The sequence below is a fragment of the Thiobacillus sp. genome (assembly GCF_013693775.1).
Lineage (GTDB): Bacteria > Pseudomonadota > Gammaproteobacteria > Burkholderiales > Thiobacillaceae > Thiobacillus.
In genome coordinates, this window is record NZ_CP059257.1 from 1,741,729 (window position 1) to 1,754,702 (window position 12,974).

A 12,974-nucleotide genomic window follows, 5' to 3' on the forward strand; every position below is an offset into this window, starting at 1 on the left:
AAATTCAATCCTTTCCTACTGCACGCGCCAGCGGGCGAAACTGCAGATGGTGGAACAGTTGCAGATAGCGACTGACCTCCCCACGTTCCAGGTTGCTGACGAATTTCCAGAAACCGTAGATGCGCGATAGCGTCATCATGCGTTCGGCATACAACTGCCAGGTGTAGCGGGCGGCCACGCGCGCTAGGGAGCCGGTTGAAATACGCTGCCAGCGCGTCGGATCGGCCGCGCACTGCTGCAGGAAATCGGCGATCGCCTCGGCGGCGGCCGCGCCCTCGTTGGGGTCGATGTGGAAACCCGACACGCCGTGCTGGATGATCTCGAGCGGCCCGCCGTAGCGCGTGGCGAACACCGGCAGGCCGGAGGCCATCGCTTCGATCAGCGTGAGGCCGAAGGCTTCGAACAATGCGGGCTGGACAAATACACCACGCCGGTCGGCGACATGGCGGTAGAGTTCGCCGGCCAGGTTCTTGTCGAGGCGGGTGCCCAGCCAGCGCATCCGTCCATCCAGCCGGTACTGGTCCATCAGCGCATGCATGCGGGCGATCTCGGCCTTCTCCTCCTCGTCGGTCGAGGCCGCCGCATCGATGTAGCCGCCGACCACGACCAGATTGGCGGCCTCGGCCAGGCGTTCGCAGGCGCCGAACCATTCGGTCAGCCCGGTCAGGTTCTTGATGCGGTCGAGCCGCGCCATGGTGAAGATGAGCGGCTTGTCGGGGTCGTCGAACTGTCCGCGGAACGGCACCCCGGGGTCGGGCGCATAGAGCAGGCGCTCGATCTCGGGCATCAGTGAATGCAGGCGTCGCGCCGTGTCGGTGTAAGGGAAATAGATGCCGGCGTCGGCGCCCGGCGACACGATGTTGAACTTGGGATCGAACAGGTCGATGCCGTTGACGACACGGTACAAGCCCGGCAGGGTATACGCGCGGTAGCTTTCGTACTGCCCGATGCTGTGCGCGGTGCCGGCGATTTCCTGGTAGGTGCTGGTGATGATGAAGTCGGCATGGTTCATGCCGATCAGATCCGCCGTGTACTGGCAGGCAAAGTGATAGGTCGCGTCGTTGGCTTCCCAGTACAGCGCCGAGTGCAGGTACTTGGTCTGCTCCAGCGCATGGGCGATGTTGCACTGGGTCACGCCGAGCCGCTCCGAAAGCAGGCTGGCCACCAGGTTGCCGTCGGAATAGTTGCCGATGATGAGATCTGGCCGTCCGCCGAGCTGCGCGAGCGCCTCGCGTTCGACATGGACCGAAAAGGCTTCCAGGTAGGGCCAGATTTCGAAACGCGAAATCCATTGCCGCACGATCTCGCCGTTGGAATGATGGAAGGGCACGCGCACGATCCAGGCATGGTCCGTGCCCTGGATTTNTTCCAGCGGCATGTTGCAGGTGGTGCCGTCCGACTCGGGAATCAGTCGGGTCACGACGACGATCTTCGGATCGACCTGCACACCCTGGATCGCCATGCGGTCGCGCATCTCGTGCTCCAGCGCGCGTACCTGGTCGAGGATGTAGACGACTTGACCGCCGGTGTCGGGGCGTCCCAGCACATTGTCCTGGCCGAAATAACCGTGCGGCGACAGGATCAGCAGACGCGAGATCATCGGAATGCGTGCCAGGAACGCTTCCAGCGCGGTCGGCGACGGGGCCTCCAGGATGTCGACCAGCAGGCCCATGGTTTCGCTCGTCCGCGCCGCCGTGGCACCCCAGCCAGGCTCGAATCCCAGCCGGCCAAGCGCGGCCGCCAGGTCGGCCCACGGCGTGTCGGGGTCGCGCGCTTCGAGCTGCTGCATGGCCTCGCGCAAGGCAGCCCGCAAGGCGGCCACGTCGCCGAGGTGCGGCGCCAGCATCAGCTGCTGGCCGTCGATCGAGTGCATGCGCAGGAAATTCAGCATCCGGGCGTGCCCCACCTCGGGCCGGGTGAACATCGCGCTCGCCAGATGCCGGTTGAGATGCAGCACGCCCTGCCCGATCGAGCGCGTTTCCTGCAGCCGCGGCACATGGCGGCCAAAGGGCTCGAAATCGATTTCCAGCACGCTGTCGCCGTCGTTCGGCGGTTTCACGAACAACTCCTTGGACGCGAGGAATTCGCTCACCGACACGCTTTCCGGCATCAGTTGCTCCTGATGCATGCGCAGGTAACGCCAGCGACCGGCCCCTTCGCGCAAGGCGAAATAAGCCCAGGGATGCTGGAACACGCCTTCCTGGAAATGGCGCACGGCCTGTTGCAGCGGCGTGCCGTCGAGCGAGCCAGCGGATTCCGTCGCCAGGGTGTCGAGCACATGGCACAGGTCGCTTTGCAGCAGCAGCACGCGGTTCTCGGCGAAACAGCGGCGCAGAAAGGCGTCCACCGGATCGCGGTGATCCGTCGTCCAGGTTTTCAATGCGTCGATCATGCCGCCTCCTGCTGTAACGTCGGCGCCGGGTTGCAGGCAAACCCGTAATGCGCCATGCCTTCGAGAATGCCGGATGCGCTGGGCGTCTCGGCGAAATAGATCTGTTCCAACCCGCGCAGCTTTTCCAGTTCGGCGCTATGGTTGGACACCACCACGGCCTGCGTGTCCCCAACCAGCATTTCCAGATCGTTGCCGGAGTCGCCCGCCACTAGGAAGGCGCGCAACGGCAATCCCCATTTATAGGCCAGATAACGGATGGCCTGCCCCTTGGATGCGCGGACCGGCAGTACGTCGAGGAAGACATCGTGCGAATGGATCAGGTTGGCATGCAACCCAGCCCGGCGTAGAAGTGCCTTGAGTTCGCGCAATGTCGGCGCCGTATCCGGGTCCGCGTTGAAGCTCAGTTTGAATTCACTTTGCTGATCGTCGGATTGCAGCGTCAGCCCTGACAGGCCTGTGAACAACGAAGCCACGGCATCGCGCCGCCACAGGTGCTGGATATGGCGGCGCCAGCCGCTATCGGGGCGGATCTCGGGACCATAATGGATTTCACTGCCGACTGCGGTAATCAGTACGTCGGGCAGCGGAACACGCGACTGCCGCAACACGTCGAGCGTACTCGGCAGATGGCGCCCGGTCGCCACGCCGAAGCCGAAGCCGCGCGGCTGCGTGCGGAGTACGCGGATCAGGGCGTCGAGGCCGGCGCGATCGCCCAGCAATGTGTTATCGATGTCACTGACCAGCATGCGCCGCACGTAGGGCATGAGGCTGGCTGCTGGACGATGCACTTCGCGTTCGCGCCTTACCTGTTTGCGGCTACGGCGGATCACCCGGTCGACCGCCTTGAGGTATTTCTCGACATGGGCATCCCAGGTGTAGTGACGTGCCACACCGCTGATGCCACGCCGCGCATAGCGCTGCCAGGCACGGGGTCCGACACCACGTCGAGCAGGCCGCGCGCGATGTCCATGCTGTCGAGGGGATCGACCAGCACGCCGTTTTCGCAATGCGCAATGATGTCAGGGGGCCGCCGTCGTGAGTGGCGACCACCGGCAGACCGCTCGCTGCCGCTTCGATCAGGGTCAGGCCAAAAGGCTCGGTCAATGCCGGATTGACGAATACACCCCGGCGTTGTGCCGCCAACCGGTAGAGCGCTGGAATATCGTCCGGCTGATGCTGTTTAGGCAGCGCCACGCTGCCCCACAGGTCGTAGCGGTCGACGTCGAGCAACAGATCCTTCAATACGTCCGCCTGGGCCTCATCCAGATTGCGAATGTCGTCACGGTTGCCCGCCACGATCGCGAGATTGGCGCGCGCGCGCAACTCGGGCGATTCGCCATAAGCCGCCACCAGCCGTTCCAGATTCTTGCGCATTTCGGGACGGCAGATGGCGAGGATGAGCGGCTTCTTCGGCTGCGTGAAAAAGCGATCGATCAGCGCCGGCACATGGGGGATCGGCGCACGCCCGGGCGGCGCGAAACGCGACGTATCGGTGCCTGGCGGAACCACCACGATCCGTGCCGGCTGATGGTTGTCATACAGGCCATACTGTTCGCTGCTTTCCTGCGCAGTACTGGTGACCACCAGGGCGGCGTGTTCGAGCACCTCCTCCTCGGCAGCGATACGGCGCGCAAAATTGAACTGGCGATCGATCGCCTGCGCCTTGCGGCCATGGTCGAGCAAGCGCTGGCGCTTGCAGCGCCCGAGCGAGTGGCCGGTATGCACCAGCGGAACGCCCAGCAGCTGCGACAGATGCACGCCGACGTAGCCGGCGTCGGCATAGTGGCTGTGGATGACATCGGGCAGGCGCGGTTGCTGGCGCAGATAGCTGAGGGTGCGGTCGACCAGTTGATCGAGGTGACTCCACAGGCTTTCCTTGCGCAGATAACGCCTCGGCCCGCAGGGCAGCCGCACCAGACGCGCGCGCTCCCCAGCGCTTCGCTCGGCACCGCATAGTCCGAGGACACCGAGGCATCGTCGACCAGGCGCGTGACCACGTCGACCTGTTCGATCCGGGGATGGCGCCCCAGCGCTCGCGCCAGTTCGATCACGTAGAGCGTCTGGCCACCGGTATCGGCGTCGCGCCCCAGTTCCAGGTCGTGTCCACGCATCAGCCCGTGCACGCTCAGCATCAGCACATAGATATCACGCACGCATCACCTCAGATTCGAGCCGCCAGTCGCGTATGAACGGACGATAGAAATCCTGCGAGGCCGGTACCGCACCACGTATGCCGCACAAGGCGCGAGCAAAGGCATCGGCGCGCGCCAGCTGCTTGGCCAGCGGCCAGCCGCGCAGCATGCCGAGCATGAACACGGCGGCAAAGCCGTCGCCCGCCCNCACGGTATCGACCACCTGGCTCAGCGGCGTCCCGGCCACCGATTCGATACGCCCGGCGGCATCGCGCGTCCAGGCGCCCGCCGCGCCGCAGGTCACGACCAGCCTCTGCAGGTTGAAACCGGACATCAGCACGGCGGCTCTGGCTTGCGGCGTGGCGCCATCTAGCGAAANAAGCTCGCCAATGCGAACCAGTTCGTCCTCATTGAGCTTGGCCACGCGGGCTTGCTGCAGCGACCAGCGCAAGGTGTCGGCATCCACCCAGGGGTCGCGCAGGTTGACGTCCAGAAACGCGCAAGCATCGACCGTGGCAAGCAGTTCACGCAACGCGCGGCGCGAATCACCCCGCTGCGACAGTGTGCCGAAGTAAACCATCTGCGGATGTAAGGACAGGCCTACCATCCGTGCCAGACTGGCGTGAATATGGTCGTAGGCCTGGTCGGACAGAATGTCGAACGCATGGCCGCGAGCGGTCTCGGTCACCTTGACCCGTCCGGTCGGACGCGCCGGATCGCGCTGTACGCCTCGCATATCGAGACCGCGTTCGCCCATCGCCTGCAACAGCTGGTCGCCCAGCGCGTCCTTGCCTGCCCGCGTCACCAGTACTGGGTGCGCGCCCAGCGCACCGAGATGACACGCCACGTTGAATGGCGCACCGCCCAGCACGTTGCGGTCGCGAAACTGATCGACCAGGGTTTCGCCAAAGGCAATCACCGTCTGGCTGTCCTCCCGGACTGCAGCATGGGACGCAGTCGCTTCATTCGGCATCGTCATGATGAACACTCACATAAAACATATTGCACAATAGTTTCTATTGACACACTGGCCAACCGAAGATTCCTTAGGCTAGATCGTGTAATCCAGTTTGAACAGCAGAGCCGTGTCGGTACTGCCCTTGCCTGCAGCGGGTACGGCGTCGTAATCGAAATTCACCTGGGTCCCGAGGCTGAAACCGTTGCCCATCGGCACCCGGAACCCGGTACGGCTCTGGTAGAGATAATCCTCAAGCGACTCCAGGCTCAGCAGCAGGTCGCTGTTGTGAAACAGTGTCAGACGCCCCTGCCAGAAAGCCTGCTCGTAGCGGGCGCCGACACGTGCGCTGGGAAACCGCGTATCGGCCGCACGGGCATAATCCTCGTTCACCAGACTCAGGCCGCCTTCCAGCGACAGCTTGAGATCGTCGCGTTCGAATAGCTGACGACCGGCCCCTACGCCCAGCGTGCTGCGCAGATTGAGGCCGGCCTGCCCGTCATGATCGAAGCGGGTGTTGGCATAAAAATAGGTCCGTTCGCTGGCGAAGTGGTCGTATTTCATTCCCAGCCGCCAGTTCGACGCCGTATCCACCCCATCCTGAGCAGCCTCATTGAGTTCGCCGTCGAGCGTCACACGCTGACTGGCGTTGCGTGCGACCAGTTCGCCGTCAAGATGCAGGGTCTGCGCATCGGTGTTGCCGCGCGCAAGGTTGCCGCCCAAGGATGCGCGTCCGCTCAACACGGTCCGGTCGCCCTGCTGCGGCGGGTTGATGGCATCGATGCGGTCGAGCGCCAACGGGGCGGTCTCGGCCAGGCTGCCGATCCGGATGCGCACTTGACGTGCACGGTCGGCCTGTAATTGGCCATCCAGTTCGGTTCCGTCGGCCAGGCGCACTCGCACCGGCGCGTCGGTTTCGATCTGGTCCACCTGGGCCCATGGCAATTTGAGCGTGCCGGCATAGGTGGTTTTCAACCACAAGGTTTTGGTTTCCAGGCGAACGAGAGTACCGCTCAGGCGGTCTCCATTGAGGAGCGTGACCGTGTCGGCCAGGGCAGTGGACGTGAACAGGCAACCCACCGCCACAATTTTCCAGTCGTGCTTCAACGTATTCCTTTCCCAGGCCAAATCGATGAGGACAGCCGTATCGACAGAGAACACTCGAGTCGGACACGCTGAAAGGAAATTCGGATGCGCGATTGCCGGCAAGCCGGATCGCAGGATGATGCGCAGGTCGCCTGACACCCTGGCCATGAACTGGATGGTGGGCAAGCTGCTTTTATGTTTGCACAAAATTATTTATCTGCGCAAGCCCAATTCACCCTGCGCTTGCCATGCACGTTAAGATAATCCCGCTGCGCGTCGCCCTGAGTGCCCACAACAACAAACCTGACGCCGGCTGAACCCTTACCCGACAGGACATCCCCATGGAACTCCACCAATTCTTTCTGTACCTCGCCGTCATTCTGATCGCCGCGCGGCTGTTTTCCGAGATCGCGGGACGCCACGGCATCCCGTCGGTGATCGGCGAGTTGCTGGCTGGTCTGCTGATCGGTCCGTCGCTGCTGGGCTGGATCTCGCCCGACGACACCATGAAGCTGCTGGCGGAGATCGGCATCATCCTGCTGCTGTTCGAGGTCGGCATGGATACCGACCTGTTCCGCCTGGCCAAGTCCGGCATCAAGCCCATCGTCGTGGCGGTCATAGGCTTCGCCCTGCCTTTCGCGCTCGGCTATGCCGTCTGCCGCTGGGGCTTCGGCCTCGACAATCTGGTGGCACTGTTCATCGGCGGCACGCTGACCGCGACCAGCATCGGCATCACCGTGCGGGTGCTCGACGACCTCGGCAAGCGGCACACGGACGAGGCGCAGATCGTGATCGGCGCAGCAGTGCTGGACGATATTCTCGGCGTGCTCGCCCTGGCCTTCCTGTATCAGTTCGCCGAGCAGCGCGAAGTCTCGCTGGCGGCCACCGGCACGGTCGCGCTCTTCATCGTGCTGTTCATGCTGCTGTCACCGCTGGTCGCCAAGCTGGCCGGCCAGATCATCGACCATTACGACCAGCGCTCGGCCACCCCCGGCCTGCTCATCACCATGGCGCTCGCATTGATCCTGCTGTTTTCCTGGCTGGCGCATGCGGTGGGCGCACCGCTGATCATGGGCGGCTTCGCAGCAGGCATCGCGCTGTCGCAACACTTCCGCTTCGACGTGATGAGCCGGCTCGGCATGCCGGCGCTCGACCGCTGGTTCGCACCCAGCCCGCAACTGGCGCACCGGCTGGAAGAACAGATGCGGCCGCTGATCCACACCTTCGCCCCGCTGTTCTTCGTGATGGTCGGCGTATCGCTCAACCTCAACACGGTGGACTGGGGCTCGCCCCGCGTCTGGCAGCTGGGCGGCGCCCTGATCGTGGTGGCCATCGTCGGCAAACTCGCCGCCGGCTTCTTCATCCGCGAAAGCCGTTTCCGCCAGGTGGCCATCGGCCTGTCGATGATTCCGCGCGGCGAGGTTGGCCTGATCTTCGCGCAGCTGGGATTGAACCAGGGCATCCTCGATGCCGAGACCTATGCTGCGCTGCTGATCGTCATCGCGCTCACCACGGTTGCGCCGCCCTTCATGCTGAAGGCCTACTACGGTCGCCACGCGGGTGCAGCGGCATGAATGCGCTACCGTCCGCCCGGCGCATCTGCAAAAATGCGGTCTTTACCCACGAAAGCCGCCTGCCATGACCCTGCGCGCCGTGCCACTCCTGCCGGAACCTGTTTGCCTGCGTCCGGACACGTCCCTGCTGGAGGCCTTGCGCCTGATGCTGGACAAGGGCGTCAACCACCTGCCTGTCTGCAATGGCGGCATATGGGCCGGGTTGGTGGACATCAACGACATCCTGGGTGAACTGCTGCCGGCCAGCGCGCGCGGCGAGCACGGCCTGAAGGACCTGCGCTTCGTCGGCGACGGAACCGCGCTGATCGCAACCCACATCAAGGAACTGGCGGCCAAGCGGGTGCTCGATGTGGAGCTGCTCGACCTGCCGACCCTGGATGAAGACACCCCGCTGCTGGAAGCCGCCCTGCTGCTGCATCGGCATGCCGCGCCGCTGCCGGTTCTGGGAGCGGACGGCAGGCTCAAGGGCATGCTGTCGCGGCGCGCCCTGCTGGCGCACCTGATCGCCCAGGTCGGAATCTGACATGACCCATCCCGCAACCGCCGAAACCCTCTTCGGCTTGTCGCCCCTTGTGGTGTCGCTTGCCATCTTCGTGCTGACCTACGCCGTCATCGTCACCGAGAAGATCAACCGCTCGGTGGTCGCACTGCTCGGAGCCGGATTGATGGTGTTCGCCGGCGTGCTGAACCAGGCCGAGGCCTTCCACGGCATCGACCTCAACACCATCAGCCTGCTCACCGGCATGATGGTCATCGTCGCCATCACACAGAAAAGCGGCGTGTTCCAGTACGTGGCGATCAAAGCCGCCAAGGTGGTGAAGGCCGATCCATGGGGGCTGCTGGTCATGTTATCGCTGGTGACCGCCGTGTTCTCCGCGCTGCTGGACAACGTCACCACCGTGCTGCTGATCGCCCCGGTGACGCTGCTGATCACCGATGCCCTGCGCATCGGCCCCTATCCCTACCTGTTCTCGGTGATCTTCGCCTCCAACATCGGCGGCACCGCGACGCTGATCGGCGACCCGCCCAACATCATGATCGGCTCGGCGGCCAAGCTGACATTCAACGATTTCCTGATCAACGTGGGCCCCGTCGCCGCCGTCGTCATGGCGCTGACGCTGATTCCCATCTACTTCATCTGGGGGCGCAAGCTGCATGCCGCGCCGGAGGACCGCGCCCTGGTGATGGCGTTCAACGAACGCGAATCCATCACCGACGCGCGCCTGCTGAAGCAGGCGCTGTTCGTCATCGCGCTGGTGATCGCGGGATTTGTGTTCGCGCATGCCCTCGGGCAGGAACCGGGCACCATTGCGATGTTCGGCGCCGCGCTGCTGCTGCTGCTCCGCGTCTATGACAAGAAGGCCGAAGAGCAGTCGCACGCCATCCACCACACCTTCGGCGAGGTCGAATGGATCACCATCTTCTTTTTCATCGGCCTGTTCGTGGTGGTGGCCGGTATCGAGAAGGCAGGCGCGCTGGAACTGCTGGCGCACAAGATCGTCGAGTGGACCGGCGGCAACTTCACCGCCACCGCCTATACCATCCTGTGGGTCTCGGCCGTACTCTCCGCCGTTGTCGACAATATTCCCTTCGTCGCCACCATGATCCCGGTGATCCAGAGCATGGGCAACGCGTTCACACCGGAGCAGATCGACATCCTGTGGTGGGCGCTGTCGCTGGGCGCCTGCCTCGGCGGCAACGGCACCCTGGTGGGGGCGTCGGCGAATCTGGTCGTCGCCGGCATGGCCGAGCGTGCCGGCCAGCCGGTCCGCTTCCTGCCCTTCATGCTGATGGCGTTTCCGCTCATGCTGGCGAGCATCGCGGTAAGCAGCGTGTATCTCTGGATACGCTACCTCTAGGCGCACGACGGAGTCCGGGATTACGTCTACAGTGGGAAGATGAACCCGCTTCACGCTCTGTCGCGCTTTGCGCTGTGGACATGTTGTCTAATTCTGCTGCCTTTTTCCGCCAACGCCACCACCGTGCGCGTGTTGACAGTACAGGGCGCGATCGGACCGGCCAGCGCGGACTACCTGGTACGCGGCCTGGACAAGGCGATCGCAGACCGGGCCCAGCTGGTCGTGATCGAACTGGACACGCCAGGCGGTCTGGACACCTCGATGCGCGACATCATCAAGGCCATCCTCGCCTCGCCGGTGCCTGTGGCCACCTATGTCTCGCCCCAGGGCGCGCGTGCCGCCAGCGCAGGCACCTATATCCTCTATGCCAGCCACATTGCGGCGATGGCGCCGGCCACCAACCTCGGTGCAGCGACACCGGTCGAGCTGGCGCCGGCCGGCAACGAACCCGCCACATCCGACAAACCCGGCGCACCGCCTGGCGATGCCAAGATGCGCAAGGTGGTACATGACGCCGCGGCCTACATCCGCGGCCTGGCTGAGTTGCGCGGGCGCAATGCCGAGTGGGCTGAGCGCGCCGTGCGCGAAGCGGTCAGCCTGCCTGCGTCGGAGGCGCTGAAGCTGAAGGTGGTCGACGTGGTGGCGGCGAATCTGGACGATCTGCTGCGGCAACTGGACGGCCGCCACATCAGGCTGGGCGATCGGACGATCACCCTGGATATCACCCATGCCACGGTCGAGCGCGTCATGCCCGATTGGCGCAGCCGCCTGCTGGCCGTGATCGGCGACCCCGGTATTGCCTACATCCTGATGCTGCTCGGCATCTACGGGCTGATCTACGAATTCGCCAACCCCGGCATGCTGTTTCCCGGCGTGGTCGGCGGCATCTGTCTGTTGCTCGGGCTGTTTGCGATGCAGGTCATGCCGATCAGCTATGCCGGGCTGGCCCTGATGCTGCTGGGCATCGTGCTGATGATTTCGGAGGCGTTCGTGCCCAGCTTCGGCGCGCTCGGACTGGGCGGCATCGCCGCCTTCGTCATCGGCTCGGTCATGCTGATCGACACCGACATGCCCGGCTACGGGCTGCCGTGGATGCTGATCGTTCCGGTGGCGGTGGCCAGCGCACTGTTCAGCTTCTTCGTCGCGAGCATGGCGCTGCGCGCGCGGCGGCCGGTGGTGACCGGCGCCGAGGAACTGGTTGGCGCCACGGGTGTCACCCTGGAGGATATCGAACACGAAGGCTGGGCACGCGTGCACAGCGAGCACTGGCGCGTGCGCAGCAAGACNCCCCTCCCACGCGGCAGCTTGATCCGCGTGCGCGCGCGGCACGACCTGATCCTCGATGTCGAACCCTGGCAAGGAGAATGAGCATGTTTGAATTCAGCGGCCTCACCCTCGTATTCGTCGCCATCGTGCTGGTGATCGCCAGCCTGCGCATCCTGCGCGAATATGAGCGCGGCGTGGTGTTCATGCTTGGGCGTTTCTGGAAGGTGAAGGGGCCGGGACTGGTGGTCGTCCTGCCCGGCATCCAGCAGATGGTACGGGTCGACCTGCGCACTGTCGTATTCGACGTGCCAAGCCAGGACGTGATCTCGCGCGACAACGTCTCGGTCAAGGTCAATGCGGTGGTGTATTTCCGTGTCATCGACTCGGCCAAGGCGATCCTGCAGGTGGAGGATTTCATGAATGCGACCAGCCAGTTGGCGCAAACAACGTTGCGGGCGGTGCTGGGCAAGCACGAACTCGACGAGATGCTGTCCGAGCGCGAACGGCTGAATCAGGATATCCAGCAATTACTGGACACCCAGACCGACGCCTGGGGCATCAAGGTCTCCAACGTCGAAATCAAGCATGTCGACATCGATGAATCGATGGTGCGTGCGATCGCCAAACAGGCCGAGGCCGAACGCGAGCGGCGCGCCAAGGTGATCCATGCGGAAGGCGAACTGCAGGCATCGGAAAAACTGCTTGCTGCCGCGGAAATTCTCGCCGCCAAGCCGCAGGCCATGCAGCTGCGCTATCTGCAGACGCTTTCCAACATCGCCGGCGACAAGACCAATACCATCGTCTTCCCGATGCCGGTCGAGTTGTTGAACCTGCTGCAGCGCGGCACGAAGCCGGGTGAATGACGCTCTTTGAAGCCCAGTCCGCTCGCGCATGGGTGGCCATCGGCCCCGCATCGCGGTATGCTCACTTTCACGTCCCGGCCGTACACGGGAACTCGTACCGGCCTGATCGACTCAGAGTGGGTACCTTGTTTCGAAATATGTAGAGGAGCTTAGATGAACCCGCAAGTCACTACCCTGGGGCGCAGCCAGTCTGCTGCCGTATCGGCCACCAACAAGGTCGTCAAGAACACCTACATGCTGCTGGCGATGACGCTGGCATTTTCCGCGGCAACCGCAGGCGCGGCGATGGCGCTGAACCTGCCGCATCCCGGCATCATCCTCACGCTGGTCGGCTACTACGGCCTGCTGTTCCTCACCACCAAGTTCCGCGACAGCGGACTCGGCATCGCCTTCGTGTTTGGCCTCACCGGCTTCATGGGCTACACGCTCGGCCCCATCCTCAACGCCTATCTGGCCATGCCCAACGGCTCGCAGGTGGTGATGATGGCGATGGGCGGCACCGCGGCAATCTTCCTTGCCCTGTCGGCCTACGTGATGACCACTCGCAAGGATTTCAGCTTCATGGGCGGCTTCCTCATGGTCGGCATCCTGGTTGCCTTCCTCGCCGGCCTGGGGGCAATCTTCTTCCATATGCCCGGCCTGTCGCTGGCAGTGTCTGCAATGTTCGTGCTGCTGATGTCCGGTCTCATCCTGTATGAGACCAGCAACATCATCCACGGCGGCGAAACCAACTACATCATGGCAACCGTCACGCTGTTCGTGGCCATCTTCAACCTCTTCACCAGCCTGCTGAGCCTGCTGGGTTTCGCCAATAACGACTGAACGTGAACGGCCTCGAAAAACGGCA

At 63.8% G+C, this 12,974-nt stretch carries 9 protein-coding genes and 1 pseudogene; 6 read left to right on the forward strand and 4 right to left on the reverse strand.

The genetic code is table 11. From position 1 onward, the window contains the following. Positions 1-4 precede the first annotated feature (4 nt). The 4 genes and pseudogenes from HZY77_RS08590 to HZY77_RS08605 all read right to left on the reverse strand — a co-directional run bounded on the left by HZY77_RS08590 (position 5) and on the right by HZY77_RS08605 (position 6,751). Entirely contained in the window at positions 5-2,392 is a 2,388-nt protein-coding gene (locus tag HZY77_RS08590; RefSeq protein ID WP_296820710.1) for a sucrose synthase, read from the reverse strand. Continuing rightward, positions 2,389-4,545, reverse strand: a pseudogene (locus tag HZY77_RS08595) (HAD-IIB family hydrolase). The gene HZY77_RS08590 and the pseudogene HZY77_RS08595 overlap by 4 nt, the downstream one beginning before the upstream one ends. Then, the gene (locus HZY77_RS08600; RefSeq protein WP_296820713.1) at positions 4,538-5,503 is read right to left on the reverse strand and encodes a PfkB family carbohydrate kinase; all 966 of its coding nucleotides are present in this window, start codon (positions 5,501-5,503) and stop codon (positions 4,538-4,540) included. Before HZY77_RS08600 ends, HZY77_RS08595 begins: the two are co-directional and overlap by 8 nt. Positions 5,504-5,575: 72 nt before the next feature. Continuing rightward, entirely contained in the window at positions 5,576-6,751 is a 1,176-nt protein-coding gene (locus HZY77_RS08605; RefSeq protein ID WP_296820716.1) for a DUF481 domain-containing protein, read from the reverse strand. 155 nt (positions 6,752-6,906) lie between these two features. On the opposite strand from HZY77_RS08605, the gene HZY77_RS08610 reads away from it, so the two are divergent. From HZY77_RS08610 to HZY77_RS08635, 6 genes are all read left to right on the forward strand, one after another. Further along, the gene (locus HZY77_RS08610) at positions 6,907-8,139 is read left to right on the forward strand and encodes a cation:proton antiporter (protein WP_296631324.1); all 1,233 of its coding nucleotides are present in this window, start codon (positions 6,907-6,909) and stop codon (positions 8,137-8,139) included. Between the two features lie 64 nt (positions 8,140-8,203). Further along, positions 8,204-8,662: a CBS domain-containing protein gene (locus tag HZY77_RS08615; protein WP_296660596.1), complete on the forward strand. Its 459-nt coding sequence runs from the start codon at positions 8,204-8,206 to the stop codon at positions 8,660-8,662. Position 8,663: 1 nt separating this feature from the next. Then, entirely contained in the window at positions 8,664-9,998 is a 1,335-nt protein-coding gene (locus HZY77_RS08620) for an ArsB/NhaD family transporter (RefSeq protein ID WP_296820719.1), read from the forward strand. Positions 9,999-10,037: 39 nt separating this feature from the next. Beyond that, a complete protein-coding gene (locus tag HZY77_RS08625) occupies positions 10,038-11,366 on the forward strand; it encodes a nodulation protein NfeD (protein WP_296820721.1) in 1,329 nt (442 codons plus the stop codon). A 2-nt stretch (positions 11,367-11,368) separates the two neighbouring features. Beyond that, positions 11,369-12,127 carry a slipin family protein gene (locus HZY77_RS08630; protein WP_296820726.1) on the forward strand — a complete coding sequence of 253 codons (759 nt, stop codon included), beginning with the start codon at positions 11,369-11,371 and terminating at the stop codon, positions 12,125-12,127. A gap of 153 nt (positions 12,128-12,280) precedes the next feature. Further along, positions 12,281-12,949: a Bax inhibitor-1/YccA family protein gene (locus HZY77_RS08635; RefSeq protein ID WP_296631339.1), complete on the forward strand. Its 669-nt coding sequence runs from the start codon at positions 12,281-12,283 to the stop codon at positions 12,947-12,949. Positions 12,950-12,974: the final 25 nt, after the last annotated feature.